Here is a 19,027-nt window from a genome sequence, read left to right on the forward strand (position 1 = left end):
CGGCTCGCCTTCATGGCGCTTGCCCCCTTGTGTGTCCTGCTTCTGCAGGGATGCGCAGGCTGGCAGTCGGCGCTGGACCCGAAAGGCCCCGCGGCCGGCGAGTTGGCCTGGCTGATCTGGTTCTTCACCGCGCTTTGCGCGGTTGTGTGGGTGCTGGTGATGATCGCGCTCGCAGCACCGCTGGTCATGCGATCGCGTCCCGGCGATGAGCCGCTCTTACTCGACGAAGGGGCCGAACGCCGCAAGATGCGCGTGGTTGTCACCGCTGTTGGGCTGACCGCCATAATCCTGATCGGACTTACGCTGCTGAGCTTTTTCGCCAACAGGACGCTTGCCGCCATTGGCTCGGACGCCGCGCTGACAATCAGGGTAACCGGGCATCAGTGGTGGTGGGAGGTGCGTTACGAGAATGCTACGCCGAGCCGCATCCTGACGACGGCGAATGAGGTCCACATCCCCGCCGGCGAGCCGGTGAGGCTTCTTTTGACCTCGACGGATGTGATCCATTCGTTCTGGATTCCAAGCTTGGCCGGTAAGCTCGACCTTATACCGGGTCACATGAACGTGCTGGACATCAAGGCGGACAAGCCGGGCGTCTACCGTGGTCAATGCGCTGAATTCTGCGGCCCGCAGCATGCCAATATGGGCACCTTCATCATCGCTGAGCCGCGTCCGAAATTCGATGCCTGGCTGAACGACCAGTTGCAGCCGGCCGGCGCGCCGGCGAGCGGCGAAGCCAAGGCCGGCGCGGACCTGTTCCTCAAACGCCCCTGCGTGATGTGCCACAGGATCGGGGGAACGCCGGCCGGCGGAACGGTGGCTCCCGACCTCACCCACATCGCCAGCCGGAAAACATTGGCGGCCGGAACGCTGACGATGAGCCGCGGCAATCTCGCCGCCTGGATAGCCGACCCGCAAGGCATCAAACCGGGTTCCCACATGCCAGTGGCAGATCTCAACGGCGACGAGCTCAACGCAATCGTCGCTTATCTCGAGGGGCTGAAATGAGCAGCGCCGATGTCACAGGCGACCGCCACATCCCGGAACCAGACCCCGCCAAGGGCGACCTTGCTCCCGAACGTGACGGCCCCCGCGATACGGGCATGGATGATGCCAGCCTGCATCGCTGGCTCGAGCGCACCTGGCGGACGCCGTCCGGCATCGTCGGAGCGCTCTCGAGCGTCGATCACAAGGTAATCGCACGACGCTATTTGATCACCGCTTTCGTCTTCCTTGGTCTTGGCGGTCTCAACGCTGTCGCCATGCGTATCCAGCTTTCGGGACCGCAACGCGGCCTGATCGGGCCCGACCTCTACAACCAGCTGTTCACCATGCATGGCGTTACGATGATGTTTCTGTTCGCCGTGCCCATCGTGCAGGCGACCGGGATCTACCTGGTGCCGCTGATGGTGGGCACCCGCAACATCGCGTTTCCGCGCCTGAACGCGTTCAGCTATTGGATCTACGTCTCGGGCGGCGCTTTCGCCTGGGTGTCCTTTGCCCTCAACATGGCTCCTGATGTGGGCTGGTTCGCTTACGTGCCGCTGTCCGGCCCCGAATTCGCACCGGGCAAGCGCGCCGATGTCTGGGCGCAGATGATCACCTATACCGAAGTGTCGTCATTGGCCGTCGCGGTTGCGACCATCGTCACCGTGTTCAAGCAGCGAGCCCCCGGCATGTCGCTGGACAAGATCCCACTCTATGTCTGGGCGATGCTGGTCACTTCCTTCGTCGTCGTCTTCGCGATGCCGGCGGTGATGATCACCTCGACTTTCCTGATCCTTGACCGCCTGGTCGGCACGCACATCTTCAACCCGGCGGAAGGTGGGGATGCTCTGCTGTTCCAACATCTCTTCTGGTTCTTCGGCCATCCGGAAGTTTACATCATCTTCTTGCCGGCGACGGGCATGGTCTCTTCGATCATCCCGGCTTTCGCCAGGCGACCGACATTCGGCCATCTCGGGCTTGTCCTGTCACTCTTCGCTGTCGGCCTCCTGTCGTTCGGGCTCTGGGTCCATCACATGTTCGCCACCGGATTGCCGAAGCTCGGCGCAAGCTTCTTCACCGCGTCCAGCATGATGATCGCCATTCCGAACGGCGTGCAGATCTTCTGCTGGCTGGCAACATTATGGGATGGCAGACCGGTGATCCGGACCCCGCTGCTGTTTGTCTTCGGCTTCTTCTTCATCTTCGTCATCGGCGGGCTAACCGGCGTCATGCTCGCCTCGGTGCCACTGGATCTTCAGGTGCACGACACCTATTTCGTCGTCGCGCACTTCCATTACGTGCTGATCGGCGGCTCGGTGTTCCCGCTGCTTGGCGCGGCTTATTTCTGGTTCCCGAAGATCACCGGCCGCATGATGAGCGAACGCCTTGGGCGGTGCCATTTCTGGCTGGCCTTCATCGGGTTCAATGCGGCCTTTTTCCCGATGCATCTCGTCGGCCTATGGGGCATGCCACGACGGGTCTACACCTATCCGGCCGAGCTTGGCTGGGGCAACATCAACCTTTTCATCTCGGCAGGGGCGCTGCTCTTCTTCCTGAGCTTTGTCCTGTTCACTTTCAATCTTGTGCATGGCGCGTTGAAAGGCACCTCGGCCGGCAACAATCCGTGGGACGCAGGAACCTTGGAGTGGGCAACATCCTCGCCGCCGCCGAGCTATAATTTCGCACGCATTCCCATCGTCACCCATATCGAGCCGCTCTGGGCCGAGCGCGAGACGCTCCCTGTAGCGACCGGGCTCCGCGTCGATGCGCGCGAGCTCCTCATCTCCACCGTGGCGGAAGCTCATCCCGACATTCGTGAGAAATCGGCCACACCGTCGATCTGGCCTCTTTTCGCGGCGCTCGCCGTCGGTGGTACGTTTCTCTATTCGATTTTTACGCCTTGGGCCATCGTCTGGGGCGCCGCGCCGATCGCCATCACGTTGATCGGTTGGTTCTGGCCGAAGGGCGATCCGGAGGACCAGGAATGAAGCATCGAGTTGCCGCCGATCTTTCAGGACTGCCGACCTTCGGGCATGGTCCGCATAGCCCGACCTGGTGGGGCACGCTGGGCTTCATGGCGCTCGAAGGCACCGGTTTCGCGCTGGCGGCGGGCGCGTATCTCTACCTTGCGCTGTCATGGCCAGCATGGCGGCTTAGCGCACCGCAGCCGAACCATTGGCCCGGAACGATCGTGATGATTTTGTTTGTCGTCAGCCTTGTGCCCAACCACGTCCTCCACCGCCACGCCAAGCAATGCTCCATGATTCCGGTGCGGATCGGCCTGGTGGTCATGTCGCTGCTCGGCATCGCTCCGCTCGTCGTGCGCTGGTTCGAATTCCCCGCCCTCAACATCTATTGGGACACTAACGCCTATGGATCGATGCTTTGGGTGCTGCTTGGCCTGCACACCACGCACCTCATAACAGATGTCGGCGACACCATCGTGCTGACAGTGCTGATGTTCACGCGCCACGGCTATAGCGGCCGGCGCTTCGGCGATGTCGGCGACAATGTCTTCTACTGGGATTTCGTGGTCCTGACCTGGATTCCGATCTACGTGCTCATCTATTGGGCGCCGAGGCTAGGCTGAGATGCGAGCGTTGCGGTTGGGAACGTCTTGGGGTGGTCTTCTGTCAGGTCCGCTGGCCTGGGCGGTCTCGACACAGCTGAATTATGCGCTGGTGCCTTGGCAATGCAACCGCCAGGTGCCGGTCGTGCTTCCCGTGGCGCTGCTGCTCGTGTTGTTGTCGCTGCTCGGCGGGGCGCTGTCGTGGCGGGCGAAGCGGCGAGGCGGTGCCGGATTCAAACCGGAGCGTACGCGCGGCACAGAGCGCTTCGTCGCCAATCTCGGGATGTTGTCGGCGTTGCTGTTTGCGCTTGTGATCCTCATGCAAGGCAGCGCGGCGCTGATCCTGGATGAGTGCCTGCGATGAACCTGGACGCGCTGTTCCCTACTTCCATCTGCTACGGCGCCGGCGCGCCCGGGGCCGGGTGGACGTTCGCGCTGCCCATCACCCTGCCACTCGCCGTGCTTGCCTTGATATATGTCGTTGGCGCGAGCCGGCTTTGGCGGCGCAGCAGCCGCGGCAGGACGTTGCGGCTGCGCCAGGCTCTGCTGTTCACGGCCGGATGGGGCGTGTTGACAGCCGCATTGGTCAGCCCGATTCATATGCTCGGCGAGCAGGTCTTTGCGGCGCATATGATCGAGCATGAACTGCTGATGGCCGTGGCGGCGCCGCTGTTGGTCTCTGCCTGCCCGGCTGCGGCCTTGATGTGGGGCCTACCCATCCGGTTCCGGCGCATTCTGGGAATTGCAGGACACGCCAATTGGCTGAGGATGGTCTGGGCCTTCGCAACGCGGCCGATCAGCGCGACCATTATCCACGGCATTGCTATATGGATCTGGCACATTCCGGTGTTGTTCGAGGCCGCGCTCGAACGCGGCGTGCTGCACTATGCACAGCACGCGAGCTTCTTCGGAACAGGGCTGCTGTTCTGGTGGGTCCTCTTGCCGCGTCCCGGCCGCCAGCATGCCTATGGGAGCGCAGTGATGCACCTCTTTGTCACCTCGCTGCATACCGGGCTGCTCGGCGTCCTCCTGTTGCTCTCGCCGCGCCTCTGGTACCCGGAGAACGCCGTGGGAGCGGCACTGTGGAATTTGAGCCCCCTGGAGGACCAGCAACTTGCCGGGCTGGTGATGTGGGTTCCGGCTGGATTGATATATGGCGGCGCAGCGCTGCTGCTGGCCGCGTTGTGGATCAAGGCGAGCGGAAGGAGGGAGGCGGCGCATGCGTACGAGCTTGTCTAAACTGCTTGCCGCCGTCATCGCCGCGCTAGTGCTGCTCGTCGCGGCCGTGGCCGGAATGACTTGGTGGTCCGATCGGGCCGCGCGCGTCCGCCACGAGGCGGAGGCGGCCACGGGCGGTGACACTGCGAGGGCCTTGCCGATCATGACTGCGAATGGCTGTTCCGGCTGCCATACGATAACGGGCGTGCCGGGCGCGCAAGGGCAGGTGGGTCCTCGCCTGGATGCCAGTCTTGCTGGCCGCGTCTTTATCGGCGGCGGGCTGGCCAACAATCCAGAGAACCTGATCCGCTGGATACGATCGGCCAGGGAAATCGATCCGCACACGGCCATGCCATCGACACGGATCACGGAGCAGCAGGCGCGCGATATCGCGGCCTACCTCTACGCTCTGAAATGACTCGAGCGGTTCACCGTTCGACGGACAACGCCGACCCCTTTCTGGAAGAGACCGACTATCGTTGATCTATGATTACCAAGCTAGGTTTGGCGCTGAGACGGATCGGAAATCCGTTCCCGCACGGCACGCTCGGTCTTGTCTGCTGTGGACTTCACAATCTCGCCGAGCTGATCGGCCATCGTGCCTGCTTCCATATGTTGCCGGCCAGCTTCCTGCTTAATGGTCTCATAGGCGTCAGCGGCGACCTGCTTGGCCTCATCGAGACCCATGTCGAGCATGGTTTCGGCGGTGTCGCGAAGCTTGTCCCCATAGGCGCCTAGTTGCTCATCCTCCGTTGCCGTATGGGGCAGCATTGCACCTATAGCGGCACCGATGGCGAGACCGACGGCCGCTACGGCCAAGGGTTGGTCCTCCAACAGATATTGGGCGGAGCGGCTGGCTTTCGCCATGTCACCAGTCGTCGAGCTTGCATTGGCAGCGCTTCCCGTCAGACCCGCCGCAGCGGCTCTTGCGGTGCTCGATATGGTATCGCCGACGCTGGTAGCGCTCGATGAGAGCGATTCCGCGGCATCGGAGAGCGTGCCGCTGAAGCCGCCGCGCTCACCTTCATCATGTCGTGCCGGCGCTGAAGGCAATGGGTAACCAGCGGGACCGTGGGCCGTGTTTGATGTGCCGCTGCCGAACATCAGCCAAGCCAGACCCGCGCCCACCATGGTGACCGGCAAAGGATTGTCTCGGACCTGCGTTCTGAGATTGCTGAGCATGGCCGAGCTCTCCCCTCCCGAGAACAGCCCGGTGAACTCATCCAGCAATTGTCCCGGCGTCATCTTGCCTCGAATGGATTCGGCGGTCTCCATCACCCGGGCGCGAGCCGCCTCGGCCTCGCGTTCAAGTTCGGCTGCGGATTTCTCTTTCATCTCACCTGTTCCTTGATCACGCTCGCGTCGCGCTTGAGCTGTTCCTGGGTCCGGTCGGGGGTAAGTTCCGAAGGCGCCATGCTGGCCATCCCGGTCCGCAGCAGGATGACGCCGAGGACCGCCACGACCACACCGACCAGCAGAGAAGACCACCCCGCGCCAAGCCCTGCCCGCGTCAGTGCGATAACGAGTGCCTGCAGCAACACCAATAGCGCGGCGAGAAGGCAAATCGCGCCGCCCAGCACTTCCGCGGCACCTGCTCCGGCTTTGGTAAGCTTTTCAGAGAGCTCGGCCCGAAACAGCCTCGCCTCGGTCTGCACCAGAGTGGTGACATTCTGGGCCAAGTCGGTGATCAGTCCGGCAAGGCTGGGATTGTTCTGGGTGTTCATCTCTCCTGCTCCGCCTTCTGCATAGTCCCGTCATCGCCGACGAGGCCAAAATCCTGCGAATGATCAGCGGACCAACCCTGTGGCTGATCGGTGTGTGATTTGAGGTCTCCCAGAGCAGCCTGAGATTCCGGCCTTGCCGGCGGAGAAGCCTTGATGAACCGCCCGAGCGCCAAACCGGCCAACACGGATCCCGCAAGCAGGACACCGGGATTTTGCCGGCCAAAGGACTGCACCTCCTCAAGGACCTGGCCGAACGGTTTCTGTTTCAAGGACGATGAAAGCCGCTCAAGCCCACCGGCAGCATCCAAAGCGAACTTCGATGCGTTCCTTTCATCGTTGTTGGCCAGGTGATCGCTGGCCGCGCGCAGTGCACCGCCCAACGCCGCCAGGCTCGATCCGATGTCGCGTTGCGCCTCCTCCGCCTTGTCGGCGATGACCTCCCTGGCTTCAGATGCATAGTCGCCAGCCTTGCGGGTCACCGCATCACGCGCGTCGTGAAGCAACTCGCTGGCACGTTCCTCTTCCTGGCGAAGCCTGTCGGAAACTTCGCTTTTCGTCTTGTCGAAATCGGTGGGCTGTCCGCCCTGATCGTTCTCATGCTGCATGGGCCACCTAGTGAAAACCGAAGAAGGAGAGGACCGCGAGCACGACAACGATAAGGCCGATAAGATAGATGACACTGTTCATGTGCACGTCCTCCGTGGCTGCCCAACTTCGAGGAACCTGCGATGTTCCCTTAGGTGAAAGCATTTATGATCAGGCTGAAACGGAGAGCTCGTCAGGCACGCAACAGTCGCCAATGAGTTGCGCTGTCCCTCGAACGGAGCGCTCGGTACGACCGGGTGCGCGGGAGCCGCAAGCAGGAGACAGCCGAGTGCCGGCTGTCTCCGGTATTGCTATCTCTGCTTATTCGGCGGCCCGCCTGTCGATCATCTGCTCGCTCTGGGCGCCGGAACTTGGCCGTGGCGGCGAAAGCATGGGCTCCTCGCCCATTGGTGCACCGGCGACCAGGGAGAACTCTCCCTTGCCGTCCATCGAGGGTCCATCGCTCCAACGTCCCCGCGCTGGTTCGACACCTTCGACGAAGCAATTGATGAAGGCATAGGATACGTCCTGATGCTCCTTCTCCTGCGGGAAGGAGTTGGGGACCGGCAGAGACGCGTTCAGTCCGCCCATGTCTTCGATGGCCGCGAGCCACTGCTGTTGGTGCATGGTGTCGCGCGCAATAAGGAAGGACAGCATGTCCTTCATGCCGGGATCGTTGGTCATGTTGTACAGGCGGGTCGCAAGCACGCGGCCGCTTCCTTCCGCGGTGACGTTTGCGACCATATCCGCGGCAAGATTGCCGCTGGCATAGACATGCGAAGCATTGAAGGGAACGCCGTTGGCGTTTTCAGGCAGTGCGGCCAGGCCGGTCGACAAGATATGGCGGAAGTTCATCCCGTTGAGGACCGAGCCGCCGACCGTGTCCGACGAGATGTCCTCCTGCAGCGAAAGTGGTGCACCCTCTAGATTGAGGGCGACCGCAGTCGCCAGCATTTCGATATGGCCGAGTTCCTCGGTCGCCGTGTTTAACAACAGGTCGCGGTATTTGGCCGGTCCGCGGCATCCCCATGCCTGGAAGAAATACTGCAAGGCGACGCGGATCTCGCCTTCTACTCCACCTATGGCCTGCTGCAACGCGCGGGCAAAGACTGGATTCGGCGTTTCCACACGAACCGGGTACTGCAATTTCTTGTCGGTGTAATACATGGCTGACTCCTGGTTTGAAGTCAGCCGAACCTCAGCTCGGACGCATTGTTCCGTAGGAGGAACGTTTAATTCCGGCAGGCTTCCCGACGGAACGTCTCGAGCTACGGAAGCTCATTGCGCAATGCGAGCCGTCCAGTCGGTCTACGCCGTGGGTGCCCATTGGCACCGGGGATCATGCGACCTTGGAAAACAGGGCGACGTCGCATCTGGCCAGGCCGTAGCGCCACCGATGATCGGTCGTGGCGACCCGGCTTTGGTAAAACAACGATAGTTGGCTGCCTTCGATCATCACCGTGGAGTGGCCGTTCTCTCCCGGCTGGCCTGGCTCCAGCACCGGGCCGATCGATACGTAAGGTCCAGCAACGTCATCAGCGATAGCGAAGAACACGCGTTGCCGGTTCCCCCGAAGTCCATTCGGCAGAAAACAAGTGGCATTGAGAAGCACCCGACCGTCCGGCAACTCGACCAGCTGTGCGCCTTCTATGCCCCATTCATAGTCGGGATCCTCTCTCGTATTATGGTGAGGGACATCATTATGGTCGAGGATCTTGCCGATCCGCTTCCAGGGACCGAACCACGAGTCGGATTGGCTCCGTGCGAGGTAGATGTCGGGTTGCGGCACCCTGGTGAATTTTGGCATCGCGGAATAGACGAGGTAGCGCTTGCCGCCAATAACTGCGGGATGCGGATCGTAAATGCCGTCCTCCTCGGTGTCCGGGATGGCAAGGATCGCCGGGCTGAGAACCACCCACTGGAATCCGTCATTGGAAACCGCGTGCTCGCACCGGCCGCCAGACTTCATGAACTCGGTCTGGATGAACATATGAAAGACGCCGCTTTCGTGGATGACGCCGGGAGCCGCAACACCACTCCCGTTGATAGGAAGTTCGATCGGCGGATGCTCGGTCCACGGTCCATAGAGATCGGGCGCCGTGGCATGAAGGATCCTCCACGTCTCGGTGGTCACCGTGCCACTTGAGCCGAAGACGTGCCACAGACTGCCATCGAAGACAGGGCACGGGTCTTTGAGATCATCGACGCTTTGCGGATGAAACAGCGGAAAAACATTGGTCGCAAAGTCGATCTTCATATCAGCCCCGGAATCTTGCCCTGCCAAAACCGAATCGCCAGTCGTGCAGGCGAATCAACATGATGTTCTGCACATTTTATAGCCGACAAGTTCAACGCAAATACGGCAATGCCGTTCTCCACCAGCATTCCCCAGTCGCCCCGCGCCTCAAAGCCCGCCGACACACGATAGCCGTTCTCGACTCAGCGAGCGGATCTCGTTTTCGTCTATCGAGCGGCGACTGAAGGCGCTCCATTTCACCTTGGAACAACTCACCTCGTTGAAAGTTAGGAGACGGGAACGAAGTTTAGTTCTCTCCCGTCCGCGACTAACAAATGTTAGTCGGAACATAAACGACAGACTAAAGGAAGGAAATCTTCAATGGAAGCAGCCTTGGGTGGGGCAGTCGCCAGTAACCGCGCTGGCAGGGAAAATCTACTGGTTTGCTTCTCCCATTTGCGGTGGAATTTCGTTCATCAACGCCCGCAACATATCCTCAGTCTCGCCTCCATGCAGCAGAGAGTGGTCTACTTCGAAGAGCCTGTTTTCGAAGACCTGCCACAGCCGCTGATGCGGACGAGCGAGGCAGCGCCAAGCATTCTAATTGTGACGCCAGTGCTTCCGCTCGGCATGTCGGCCGCGAAAGCAGATGCCGTCCAGCGGAGATTTGTCCAGCAGATCATAGCTTCAATGCCGCACAGCCGGTTGATCGCTTGGTACTACACGCCGATGGCTCTGCGCTTCACCGAGCACCTCGACCCAGACATATGCATCTATGACTGCATGGACGAACTCTCCGCATTCAAGAATGCGCCGCCCGAGCTGGGGCAGATGGAAAAGGCCCTGCTGCGCCGCGCCGATCTCGTTTTCACCGGAGGCCTAAGCCTGTTCGAGACCAAGCGTCACCTGCATCACGCGATCTTCCCTTTTCCTAGCAGCATCGATGTGAAGCACTTTCACACTGCGAGACGCCCAGGAAAGGAGCCAACCGACCAGGCCGGCATTCCTCATCCGAGGGTCGGATATTTCGGAGTTATCGACGAGCGGCTGGACGTCGAGCTCGTAGCGCAGGCGGCGGAGACTATGTCGGACGTGCATTTCGTGATGCTTGGCCCGGTCGTCAAGATCGACCCCGCAACCCTGCCCAGAGCCGAAAACCTGCATTGGTTGGGCGCGAAGGCCTACTGCGACCTGCCCCACTATATGCGCCATTGGGATGCCGGTTGGATGCCGTTTGCACTCAACGAAGCGACCCGCTTCATCAGTCCGACCAAGACGCCAGAGTTCCTAGCGGCCGGTCTCCCGGTGATCTCGACGGCAATCGTTGACGTTGTGCGCAGCTACGGCGCTGCTGGACTGGTGGAAATCGCCGACAGTGACGATCTGGAAATCAAGCTGCGCTCCATTCTATTGCGACCTCGTGAGACGTTCCTGCCGCAAGTCGACGCCTATCTTGCGGACATGTCTTGGCAAAAGACATGGAGTGGCATGACCGCTCACATCGAGCGTGCCTATCGAGGTAAGAAGGTCATCCCTCTCCGCAGGAGTGCATAGCCATGTTCGATTGGCTGATCGTCGGCGCGGGATTTGCCGGCAGCGTGCTTGCTGAAAGGATAGCCTCCCAGCGCCACGAAAGTGTTCTCCTGGTCGACCGCCGCAGCCATGTCGGCGGCAACGCCTATGATTGCTATAATGAAGCCGGCATCCTCATCCATCGTTATGGGCCACATATTTTTCACACCAACAGCCAGTCGATCGTGGACTACCTCTCGCAGTTCACGGAATGGCGCACATACGAGCATAGGGTGCTGGCGGCCGTGGATGAGAAACTGCTTCCCATCCCGATCAATCTCGACACGGTAAATCGCCTTTACGGCCTCGACCTGAATTCCACACAGTTGGAGGAGTTCTTCGCGTCGCGGCGCGAAACCGTAGAGGACGTACGAACGGCCGAGGACGTCGTCGTCAGCACGGTGGGACGCGAACTCTATGAGAAATTCTTCCGTGGCTACACCAGGAAGCAATGGGGCGTCGATCCTAGCCAACTGAGCAAATCAGTGACGGCACGAGTGCCGACCAGAACCAACCGCGATGACCGCTATTTTAGCGACAGCTTCCAGAAGATGCCGGCCGGCGGGTACACGAGAATGTTCGAACGCATGCTCGACCATCCGAACATCAAGGTCATGTTGCAGACCGACTTCCGCGAAATTCGTGACGAGATACCATTCAACCACCTGATCTATACCGGCCCGATCGACGAATACTTCGGCTGGCAGCTCGGGCGTCTTCCTTATCGCTCGCTCCGTTTCGAGCACGTCACCCTCGACCAAGAGCAGTTTCAGCCGGTTGCCGTCGTCAACTACCCCCAGACGGAAAATTACACCCGCATCACCGAGTACAAACATCTGACCGGCCAGCAGAACGCGCGGACCAGCCTGACCTACGAATATCCCACCGATATCGGGGACCCGTACTATCCGGTGCCGCGGGCCGAAAACGAAGAGCTCTACAAGCGTTACGAAGCGCTCGGCGCAACCTGTCCCGACGTGTGGTTTGTCGGCCGCCTGGCAACCTACCGCTACTACAATATGGATCAAGTGGTCGGGCAGGCTCTGGCTACTTTCGCCCGCATCCAAAAGAGCGTCCCGGAATGGGCGAGCGCGAGGAAGGCGTCGTTGGCCGAAGGGGCGCTGTAGCTCCCCCACCTAGACGTACTTGGGAGCATCGGGCTTGGCAACGCGGCGCCAACAGCGCTCGCAACAGTCCCTTGTGCCGCTCATGTATTTAACGCGTCGGGTTCGCCGCGAACAAAGTTTGCTGGCGGGCCAATTCATCCGCGATGGGCGTGCGGACATGTCGGCTGCCGTTCGCCTGGATGACCGAAAACAATCCCACTTCCGCATGCCGCGAATTGTCCCAGCCCGGATAGGCGGTTATCGGGTATAGGCAAATACCTTCGATCGGCGCTTCGAGACCGATTGCGGCACGCACCTCGTCGCAGACATAATGGAGCCAAGCCGCCCCGCCCGATCCTTCGGAGCCGGTCTCGGCGATGAACATCGGCTTGCCGTATCGACGCGCGACCTCAATCAGCATCTCCGATAGGGCACGGTACTCGTGATGCCCCATCGGAATCGTCGGCCCGTTTAGGTACCACTGATTGTGTGGGTAGAAATTCAGGCCAACGACATCGACAACATCTTCGCTGCCCCCCAACTCTGGTTCTGCCCGGCCCAGCAGCATGTCGTAAGCTTCGAACTGTCCGAGACGGGCATTTTCGGCCCGGCGCCATTCGGCCCGCGTTCGGTCGCGAGGAGCAATGTGGATAAGCGGCTCGGCCCAGACAAATCTGCAAGCGGGATCGACCTCCCGCATTGCCCGAACGCCAGCTATTGCAGCTTTCACGAGGTGCCGCTTGAACCATCCCCGCTTCTTCGGGCCGACGCGCGGGAAATACCCGACCTCAACAGCCCAGGCGAAAAACGAAATTTCGTTGATTGGGCACAACAGAGGCGCTGTACCGGCGATTGAACGATGGACCCTCACAGCTTCCGCAGCGAACGAGGCATAGGCATCGATGAAATGCATCGACCCCTGTTCAACGTGGTCTGGAGATCCGTAGTGGAAAATGTCCCAGATGACCTGGACACCTGCCGATTGCGCTGCTTCGACCATCGGCGTCCAGCTTGACCAGTCATAGGTCCCAGGAGCGGTTTCGATGAGGTGCCAGCGCAAACCGTCGCGGATGGTACGAAGACCGAGTTCGGCGCAACCGCGGTAGTCGCCCAGGGCATGCAAATAATGCGACGTCGCGCGGATAAGATCGAGGCGAACGCCGTCCTTGCGCCGGTGCGACGAGCACTCAAAGCCAGCCATGAAAAAACTGGCGAACGCCGACGTGCCCGCAATCGAAGTCAAGCCATCGCTATCGCTTTGTGCTGCTTCGCTCATGCGGCAACCCCTTCTCATTTGCCATGCTGCACCATCGTCCAGTGTATTACTCAGGGCCAAACCCGGATGGTCGAGCCTTTGTTCCCCGATCGAGCCCACCGAGCCGGTGGAGCAGACAGGAGCCAGGGAACAAGGTGCGCCGAGGCAAGTTCGGGACCGAGCCGTCATCGATTGTCCAGCGGTTACAACGGAGGCAGGGAACAGCATGACCGTTCAGATTCGACTTTCCGACATCGACCATGCCAGGCGCGAGGATCGTGGCGACGGCGTCTGGAGCATCGCGCCGGATTTGGCCTATTTGCGGCTGACAATTGTGAATGTCGTGTTCTTCGGCGCTCCCGGCAGCGGAGATCGAAACTGGGTCCTGATCGATACGGGTTTGCCGACGTCGCGAAGCAGCATCCTGGCGGTCGCGGAAAAGCGCTTTGGAGCCGGCGCGCGGCCCGCCGCGATCATCTTGACCCATGGCCATTTCGACCATGTGGGAGCGGTTGTGGATCTGGCCGGCACATGGGATGCGCCCGTTTTCGCGCACCCGCTCGAGCGTCCCTATTTGGACGGAACCGGGTCCTATCCACCGCCTGATCCTTGGGTGGGGGGCGGCCTGATAGCGCTGCTTTCGCCACTCTTTCCTCGTGGCCCAATCGATCTCGGAGATCGCCTGCAACTCTTGCCGGCCGACGGATCGGTCCCCGGCATGCCCGGATGGCGCTGGCTGCACACGCCCGGGCATGCGCCGGGGCATGTCTCTCTCTGGCGCGAAGAAGACCGCTCGCTGATCGCTGGGGACGCCTTCATCACCACGGGTCAGGAGTCGGTCTATGAAGTCGCCGTTCAGGACTTGGAGATGCATGGTCCACCGCGCTACTTCACACCGGATTGGGATGCGGCGGAAAAATCCGTGAAACAACTGGCTGCGCTGAAGCCGCAGATGGTGATCAGCGGACACGGAGCGCCAGCTGCGGGAGTTGGCATGCGCCAAGCCCTCGACAGACTGGCTGAGCGGTTCACGGCATTCGCCGTGCCGCCGCGGATGAAGTTCGTGCGTGAGCCAGCCACTGTTTCAAATAGCGGAGCTTAGCGGAGCGCCAGGAGCTGTATTGCCGCTCCAAGTTGCTTGCAGATTGTCTCGGCGGAACAACCTCGTAGCGCCAGTTGGGGCATATGTTCCGTTGCGGACGTCAAAGCCTTGCCGAATTGGCGCCAATGGTTTTCTCAGCGACAATTTCGAACACAGCCCATGTCATAGGTTAATGCGTGGCTCCGCAGGCTCCCCTATGGGCGGCATAACTGCGGGTTCGATTGTGCGGCGGTCCAATCACCGTTCTCCGCCGCCGCTCTGTAATGTCACGGAACTTTCAGCGCGAATGCAAGTTCGATAAATAACATAAGCTAGGTAGCAAATTTGTCTCCCACCTCATCCTCGGATGTACTTATCCGCAAACTCCTGAGCAGCTCGGATGTTCGACAGACCGACATCGACGTTTTGAAGAGCATCCCGATCCAGGAGAAGGATTTTTTGCCCAACTACGACCTGGTGCGTGAGGGGGACCGTCCTGTCAGTTCGTTTGTCGTTTTGGATGGCCTGCTCGGTTCCACCAAACTTACCGGCGACGGCAAACGCCAGATTACATCCTTCTTTGTGGCTGGGGATATTCCGGATCTGCACGGACTGCATCTGTCGGTCATGGATTGCAATTTTACGACCCTCACAGCAGCTAGACTGGGCTTCATACGACATGACGCTCTTCGCGCCGTTTGCGAACAGCATCCTCGAATCGCGACGGCTTTTTGGCGGTCGACCCTGATCGATGCAGCTATTTACAGGGAATGGGTCACTAATGTGGGAAGACGCGAGGCATACACGCGCATGGCGCACATATTGTGCGAATTGATTTTTCGCTTGCGCTCGGTTGGACGCATCCAGGATCACGTCGCGGATCTTCCCATTACCCAGGCAGCCCTTGGCGATGCATTGGGCTTGTCCACAGTCCACGTCAACCGAATGCTTCAGGAACTTCGACGTAGAGGCCTCATCGCCACCACAGGATCAAGAGTGCATGTTCTGGATTGGCTTGGCCTCACTCATGCAGGTGATTTCGACACGACCTACCTGCACCAAAGGAACCCTGCAGTTTAGTGGTGACGGAAGCTCTCGCATGGCACGATTTTTCTTTGATAGTGGCGATCACGATCTGGTCTTCGAGGACCAAATCGGCATCGAATGTGCCGGTTTGGAGGAGGTGCGCCGCGTGGGCTTCGAGGGCCTTATCGACCTTACGAGAGATGCACTCACTGAGGTGGACGGGCAGCAAGTGTTTGTTGAAGTGCGGAACGAAAACGGCGACAGGATTCTGAGGCTGAGCATCTCGCTGCAGATCAAGTTGATGAGGTGACGTGCGCACCGGACTTGCCGCGTCAGAAAGCTGCCGAGCGACGGCACATAAACCCGAACGCCGCGTGATCGGACAGTCGCACGAAGATGTCGCCGCATTTGCGACCTACAGGCAAGCTTCGGTTCCCCGCAGGGAAGAAATCGGCAAGGCACAGCAGAAGGCCATGGCCCGTCCGATACTTGGCCCAACCCGACTGATTTTAATCGGTGTCGCGTATTTTTTGATGAAGTTCTGGAACGCGCACTTTCGGCGCTCGTTCATGTTGTCTCAGCAGTGGGTGTCGAAGTGCAACGAAAAGCGAACGAAGCAAGCCGGGTAGCGAAAGGCCAGGAACTTGAGGTCGAACATCTGGTCGAGCTCACGGACATTGACCCCAAGCAGGCCCGAACGCTGCTTCGCAAGCACGGCGCCGATTGGCCGAAGCTCAAAGACGAGGCGGAAGCTCTGAAGAAGGAAGACTAATCGTCACCTTCCCAGCGGTTGGCGAGAAAGCTGTTCTAACTCATCCTCGTCCGTGATCCCCGCCTGGTAGTAGGCCAGAATACGTGATGCCCGGCGTTCCCTCTCGGTTGCGGTTTCGTTTTTGATTTTGCTGCGTGCGAAGACGCGACTGAGTAGGGCAAGTTCTGATGGCGTGAAGGCGTCTCTATGCATCGCATCTCAACTCCGCGCGCCGCCCGTCTCGAGAGGGGCCGAGGCGGGCTGAAGCTGTGGTTGCAACCTCTGATGCCGGCCAGCAAGAGATCGCAGAACAGGTCGTCCGGCGCGCGCTAACGCTGGACGAGAAAGAATGTTCCACGTGTTCTCGGGAGGCAAACAAAATGGCGTCCGCTCGAACCAGCAACGGCCTTTTATCGGTCTACGGCGTGATCTGCCTCAACTACATCCGGAAAGCCTCTTCCGAGATGGAAAGCCCGCCCCGGACAAAGCCGAGACGGGCCGAAGCTGCTTCGGCAGCCTCAAGGCCCAGACAATGAGGGAGGATTGTAGGCCTGCAGCCAAACCTCGTGCCGCAGTGAATGTTCCGCGGCTGTAACTGTTGGCGGGATCATCTGCTGCGATTGCAGGGCGCGGCAACTTCTTGTCGGCCGGGGTCGAGACGTTCCGACGCGCCGTCAAGCGGCCGACATCCCGATCAGCCGCGTGGTCTCATGTTCATTGAGAAGGCTGATCTGCAAATCCAGTCCGCTCGGCGCTCTCCAGCTCTCTATGGGCATGCGACGCGGCAATGGCAGCCTGTCCAAAAGCGACGGCTATCTGGTTCAACGCTTTGACAACGTCACCGATGGCGTACATGCCGTGGATGGAAGTCTGCTGATGCTCGTCGACTGTGACATAGCCGTCTTCACAACATCTTGCGCCAACGGCCTCGGCGAGTTGAGAACGAACCTTGCATCCGAGTGCCAGATAAATGGCATCGAAGCGGTATGAAGTCCCATCTTTCAAAATCGCCTCGCAGCCGTCTGCTGCCGGACAGAGCGTGTCGAGAGCGTCACCGATGACTATGCCTCTTGCCCTCGCCGCACTACGAGTGCTGAGCGAAAAGTCGGATGCGTCGCTTCCAAGCATCGTTATGAGCGGTGTAAACCGACTGAGAAAAATGGCCTCTTTCAAGGCTCTCACGTCGTGCCCGACGACCGCAATCTTCTGGTCGATCGCCTCATACCCATCGCATACTGGGCAGAGTCGAATGACACCTGCGGCAATTGCCTCGCGTAGACGCGGAATGACGGGTGTCGTGTCGGTGATCCCTGTCGCCAAAAACACCTTGCGTGTCCGGATTGCGCCAATCGAGGTCTCAGTGACGAACCCTCCATAGGCAGGGGCGAGGGAATAGACCTGCCCTCCAACCAGAGTGGCTCCATACAAGGTGGCGTGACGTCGAAGGCGATCCAGGATATCGGCTCCACTTATCCCTTCGGGAAAGCCAGGACAGTTATGGCTCGTTGGGATCAAGGCGGCACGAGGATCGCCGGCATCGATCACCAGCACGCGATGGCGAAAACGGGCAAGATATTGAGCGGCGGTCAGTCCTGCCGGCCCGCCTCCGACGATCAGGACATCTTGGGTCTCGGCGGCCGGTCGACTGACGTGGCTATCGTGCATGGTTGGGCGCATCACCGGCGAACGATTTGGTTCGTGCGATGTTCCAAGGGCGGTCTTCGGGACATCTGGCTCGATGGCAACAGCGTAGACACCAGACTTCAACCCGACCGTAAGACGCCAGGCTCCTCTGTTTCCTTGAACTCTTCCGTATCCTTGGGCGCGGCGACCAGATCCTGGAATCCGAGAGTGGCGACGAGATAGCCTGCCTCATCGTAAACCTTCGTCACCCAACTGGTCGGGTCCACGCCGTCGACAATTCCGTCGAGCATGGCCTCTTTGGCAACGCGCTTCGCCTCCCTGACAGCCTCATCTCGATCAGCCATATCGGCGAAGATTGCAGGCTGCGACATGCCTTCGATAAACTCGAAGCGAAATTTCGGCATCGGTTGCTCCAGTCGGTGTGCCAGCGGATCGGCCATTTCTGGCAGGTTTGACGGTCAACGCGGCGGTGTCGAAAAGGATGCAGCGGATGGTGTTCGCATGACCATCCAACGTCAGGCAGCGTTGCTGCGTCCCATCTCCCAATCGTCCCGCCAACGTGCGCGCACGGCAATCATCAGCTTGGCCGCTTCCGTCATTCCTGTTTGGAACAGCCTGATCAACTCTCTTGCGACGGCATAGGCCGCCGCCGTGTCAGGCAAAATGGCAAATTCCTGGCACAGCGCGTCAAATGCCGCGCGAAGGATATTCAGGTCACTGGGGTAGAGAGCTTCTGTGTTCATGCGGATGGGTCGGTTAAGCATCAGGCTCCTCCAAACGGGCGAGAGTGCGATAGTCGCTCCAAGCAGCGAAACCCGTTACACAGCCGCTGACCACGGCTTTATGCGGCACAGCCCACCAGCTGTCATTAAACTATGATGCACTCGGCCGTTGTTCATGCGTGAAGATCGCCCCACGGCCCATTCATCGCTTAACCTTCGCGCAAGGGTGTAGACGGCGAAGCCCTATACTCCAGCGACTATAACTCTTCGCGGCGCGATTGATGGGGCACAACGTGCAGCAGAATTTACCAAGCGCAACCGCAGGTGCCGAAGCGGCTGAATCCAAATCGCCTCGTCGCCGATATGAGCGTTTGCTGAACCGAACGCTTGGCGAGACTATCCAAATCGAGACCGTTCTCGATGCCGGATGGCATGTGGGAGGGCCGACGCAGGACACCTGGAAAGCGTGCGCTGCTCAACTGTACCTTTTGTTGATTCATGGCGGGGGGATATAATGCCCCGCGGAACCAGGGGCACTGCCGCGAGTTCTT

Annotated in this window: 21 protein-coding genes; 12 read left to right on the plus strand and 9 right to left on the minus strand. The window is 60.0% G+C overall.

Features of this window, described 5'->3' with window-relative positions; translation table 11 throughout:
- Positions 1-12: 12 nt before the first annotated feature.
- The 6 genes from coxB to NKJ00_RS18565 all read left to right on the plus strand — a co-directional run bounded on the left by coxB (position 13) and on the right by NKJ00_RS18565 (position 5,192).
- Entirely contained in the window at positions 13-1,008 is a 996-nt protein-coding gene (coxB, locus tag NKJ00_RS18540) for a cytochrome c oxidase subunit II (protein ID WP_352630755.1), read from the plus strand.
- Positions 1,005-2,975 (plus strand): cytochrome c oxidase subunit I, encoded by a 1,971-nt coding sequence (ctaD, locus tag NKJ00_RS18545; RefSeq protein WP_352442888.1) that lies wholly within the window; start codon positions 1,005-1,007, stop codon positions 2,973-2,975. The genes coxB and ctaD overlap by 4 nt, the downstream gene beginning before the upstream one ends.
- Positions 2,972-3,577: a cytochrome c oxidase subunit 3 gene (locus tag NKJ00_RS18550; protein ID WP_128305816.1), complete on the plus strand. Its 606-nt coding sequence runs from the start codon at positions 2,972-2,974 to the stop codon at positions 3,575-3,577. The genes ctaD and NKJ00_RS18550 overlap by 4 nt, the downstream gene beginning before the upstream one ends.
- Before the next feature lie 133 nt (positions 3,578-3,710).
- Positions 3,711-3,920 (plus strand): hypothetical protein, encoded by a 210-nt coding sequence (locus NKJ00_RS18555; RefSeq protein ID WP_352442890.1) that lies wholly within the window; start codon positions 3,711-3,713, stop codon positions 3,918-3,920.
- Positions 3,917-4,795 (plus strand): cytochrome c oxidase assembly protein, encoded by an 879-nt coding sequence (locus NKJ00_RS18560; protein WP_023811926.1) that lies wholly within the window; start codon positions 3,917-3,919, stop codon positions 4,793-4,795. Before NKJ00_RS18555 ends, NKJ00_RS18560 begins: the two co-directional genes overlap by 4 nt.
- Positions 4,776-5,192, plus strand: coding sequence for a c-type cytochrome (locus tag NKJ00_RS18565; RefSeq protein WP_023811925.1), 417 nt, complete (start codon positions 4,776-4,778; stop codon positions 5,190-5,192). Before NKJ00_RS18560 ends, NKJ00_RS18565 begins: the two co-directional genes overlap by 20 nt.
- A gap of 80 nt (positions 5,193-5,272) precedes the next feature.
- Here NKJ00_RS18565 and NKJ00_RS18570 read toward each other — a convergent pair whose 3' ends face one another.
- The 5 genes from NKJ00_RS18570 to NKJ00_RS18590 all read right to left on the minus strand — a co-directional run bounded on the left by NKJ00_RS18570 (position 5,273) and on the right by NKJ00_RS18590 (position 9,340).
- Positions 5,273-6,109, minus strand: a complete 837-nt coding sequence (locus tag NKJ00_RS18570; RefSeq protein ID WP_352613349.1) for a hypothetical protein — start codon at positions 6,107-6,109, stop codon at positions 5,273-5,275.
- Complete coding sequence (locus tag NKJ00_RS18575; RefSeq protein ID WP_352613347.1) at positions 6,106-6,498, minus strand: phage holin family protein; 393 nt, start codon at positions 6,496-6,498, stop codon at positions 6,106-6,108. The genes NKJ00_RS18570 and NKJ00_RS18575 overlap by 4 nt, the downstream gene beginning before the upstream one ends.
- A complete protein-coding gene (locus tag NKJ00_RS18580) occupies positions 6,495-7,103 on the minus strand; it encodes a hypothetical protein (protein WP_352613346.1) in 609 nt (202 codons plus the stop codon). Before NKJ00_RS18580 ends, NKJ00_RS18575 begins: the two co-directional genes overlap by 4 nt.
- Positions 7,104-7,404: 301 nt before the next feature.
- Positions 7,405-8,250 (minus strand): manganese catalase family protein, encoded by an 846-nt coding sequence (locus NKJ00_RS18585; protein ID WP_352552153.1) that lies wholly within the window; start codon positions 8,248-8,250, stop codon positions 7,405-7,407.
- A gap of 172 nt (positions 8,251-8,422) precedes the next feature.
- Positions 8,423-9,340, minus strand: a complete 918-nt coding sequence (locus NKJ00_RS18590; protein ID WP_352442897.1) for a glycoside hydrolase family protein — start codon at positions 9,338-9,340, stop codon at positions 8,423-8,425.
- A gap of 360 nt (positions 9,341-9,700) precedes the next feature.
- Here NKJ00_RS18590 and NKJ00_RS18595 point away from each other — a divergent pair, with 360 nt between their 5' ends.
- On the plus strand, positions 9,701-10,873 hold the full coding sequence (locus tag NKJ00_RS18595; RefSeq protein ID WP_023811918.1) for a glycosyltransferase family protein: 1,173 nt from the start codon (positions 9,701-9,703) through the stop codon (positions 10,871-10,873).
- A gap of 2 nt (positions 10,874-10,875) precedes the next feature.
- Positions 10,876-12,018 carry a UDP-galactopyranose mutase gene (glf, locus tag NKJ00_RS18600; protein ID WP_352613341.1) on the plus strand — a complete coding sequence of 381 codons (1,143 nt, stop codon included), beginning with the start codon at positions 10,876-10,878 and terminating at the stop codon, positions 12,016-12,018.
- 88 nt (positions 12,019-12,106) lie between these two features.
- Here glf and NKJ00_RS18605 read toward each other — a convergent pair whose 3' ends face one another.
- The gene (locus NKJ00_RS18605; RefSeq protein WP_352630695.1) at positions 12,107-13,273 is read right to left on the minus strand and encodes a beta-glucosidase; all 1,167 of its coding nucleotides are present in this window, start codon (positions 13,271-13,273) and stop codon (positions 12,107-12,109) included.
- Between the two features lie 205 nt (positions 13,274-13,478).
- On the opposite strand from NKJ00_RS18605, the gene NKJ00_RS18610 reads away from it, so the two are divergent.
- The 4 genes from NKJ00_RS18610 to NKJ00_RS18625 all read left to right on the plus strand — a co-directional run bounded on the left by NKJ00_RS18610 (position 13,479) and on the right by NKJ00_RS18625 (position 15,988).
- Positions 13,479-14,354, plus strand: coding sequence for an MBL fold metallo-hydrolase (locus tag NKJ00_RS18610; RefSeq protein ID WP_128305823.1), 876 nt, complete (start codon positions 13,479-13,481; stop codon positions 14,352-14,354).
- Between the two features lie 324 nt (positions 14,355-14,678).
- The gene (locus NKJ00_RS18615; RefSeq protein WP_352630697.1) at positions 14,679-15,413 is read left to right on the plus strand and encodes a Crp/Fnr family transcriptional regulator; all 735 of its coding nucleotides are present in this window, start codon (positions 14,679-14,681) and stop codon (positions 15,411-15,413) included.
- Positions 15,414-15,432: 19 nt separating this feature from the next.
- A complete protein-coding gene (locus NKJ00_RS18620) occupies positions 15,433-15,669 on the plus strand; it encodes a DUF6894 family protein (protein WP_127296098.1) in 237 nt (78 codons plus the stop codon).
- A 1-nt stretch (position 15,670) separates the two neighbouring features.
- Positions 15,671-15,988 carry a hypothetical protein gene (locus NKJ00_RS18625; RefSeq protein WP_352630699.1) on the plus strand — a complete coding sequence of 106 codons (318 nt, stop codon included), beginning with the start codon at positions 15,671-15,673 and terminating at the stop codon, positions 15,986-15,988.
- An 836-nt stretch (positions 15,989-16,824) separates the two neighbouring features.
- Here the strand turns inward: NKJ00_RS18625 and NKJ00_RS18630 are convergent.
- The 3 genes from NKJ00_RS18630 to NKJ00_RS18640 form a co-directional block, all read right to left on the minus strand.
- Positions 16,825-17,877 carry an NAD(P)/FAD-dependent oxidoreductase gene (locus NKJ00_RS18630; protein ID WP_352630701.1) on the minus strand — a complete coding sequence of 351 codons (1,053 nt, stop codon included), beginning with the start codon at positions 17,875-17,877 and terminating at the stop codon, positions 16,825-16,827.
- Complete coding sequence (locus NKJ00_RS18635) at positions 17,874-18,158, minus strand: DUF6894 family protein (protein ID WP_352613335.1); 285 nt, start codon at positions 18,156-18,158, stop codon at positions 17,874-17,876. Before NKJ00_RS18635 ends, NKJ00_RS18630 begins: the two co-directional genes overlap by 4 nt.
- Positions 18,159-18,269: 111 nt before the next feature.
- Positions 18,270-18,518 carry a hypothetical protein gene (locus tag NKJ00_RS18640; RefSeq protein WP_352630703.1) on the minus strand — a complete coding sequence of 83 codons (249 nt, stop codon included), beginning with the start codon at positions 18,516-18,518 and terminating at the stop codon, positions 18,270-18,272.
- Between the last annotated feature and the right edge of the window lie 509 nt (positions 18,519-19,027).

This window comes from Mesorhizobium sp. M0227 (assembly GCF_040321855.1).
Classification (GTDB): Bacteria; Pseudomonadota; Alphaproteobacteria; order Rhizobiales; family Rhizobiaceae; genus Mesorhizobium.

Coding starts and splice junctions, on each gene's coding strand:
- coxB (WP_352630755.1), top strand. CDS start 13: ATGGCGCTTGCCCCCTTGTGTGTCCTGCTTCTGCAGGGATGCGCAGGC.
- ctaD (WP_352442888.1), top strand. CDS start 1,005: ATGAGCAGCGCCGATGTCACAGGCGACCGCCACATCCCGGAACCAGAC.
- NKJ00_RS18550 (WP_128305816.1), top strand. CDS start 2,972: ATGAAGCATCGAGTTGCCGCCGATCTTTCAGGACTGCCGACCTTCGGG.
- NKJ00_RS18560 (WP_023811926.1), top strand. CDS start 3,917: ATGAACCTGGACGCGCTGTTCCCTACTTCCATCTGCTACGGCGCCGGC.
- NKJ00_RS18565 (WP_023811925.1), top strand. CDS start 4,776: ATGCGTACGAGCTTGTCTAAACTGCTTGCCGCCGTCATCGCCGCGCTA.
- NKJ00_RS18570 (WP_352613349.1), bottom strand. CDS start 6,109: ATGAAAGAGAAATCCGCAGCCGAACTTGAACGCGAGGCCGAGGCGGCT.
- NKJ00_RS18575 (WP_352613347.1), bottom strand. CDS start 6,498: ATGAACACCCAGAACAATCCCAGCCTTGCCGGACTGATCACCGACTTG.
- NKJ00_RS18580 (WP_352613346.1), bottom strand. CDS start 7,103: ATGCAGCATGAGAACGATCAGGGCGGACAGCCCACCGATTTCGACAAG.
- NKJ00_RS18585 (WP_352552153.1), bottom strand. CDS start 8,250: ATGTATTACACCGACAAGAAATTGCAGTACCCGGTTCGTGTGGAAACG.
- NKJ00_RS18590 (WP_352442897.1), bottom strand. CDS start 9,340: ATGAAGATCGACTTTGCGACCAATGTTTTTCCGCTGTTTCATCCGCAA.
- NKJ00_RS18595 (WP_023811918.1), top strand. CDS start 9,701: ATGGAAGCAGCCTTGGGTGGGGCAGTCGCCAGTAACCGCGCTGGCAGG.
- glf (WP_352613341.1), top strand. CDS start 10,876: ATGTTCGATTGGCTGATCGTCGGCGCGGGATTTGCCGGCAGCGTGCTT.
- NKJ00_RS18605 (WP_352630695.1), bottom strand. CDS start 13,273: ATGAGCGAAGCAGCACAAAGCGATAGCGATGGCTTGACTTCGATTGCG.
- NKJ00_RS18610 (WP_128305823.1), top strand. CDS start 13,479: ATGACCGTTCAGATTCGACTTTCCGACATCGACCATGCCAGGCGCGAG.
- NKJ00_RS18620 (WP_127296098.1), top strand. CDS start 15,433: ATGGCACGATTTTTCTTTGATAGTGGCGATCACGATCTGGTCTTCGAG.
- NKJ00_RS18635 (WP_352613335.1), bottom strand. CDS start 18,158: ATGCCGAAATTTCGCTTCGAGTTTATCGAAGGCATGTCGCAGCCTGCA.
- NKJ00_RS18640 (WP_352630703.1), bottom strand. CDS start 18,518: ATGCTTAACCGACCCATCCGCATGAACACAGAAGCTCTCTACCCCAGT.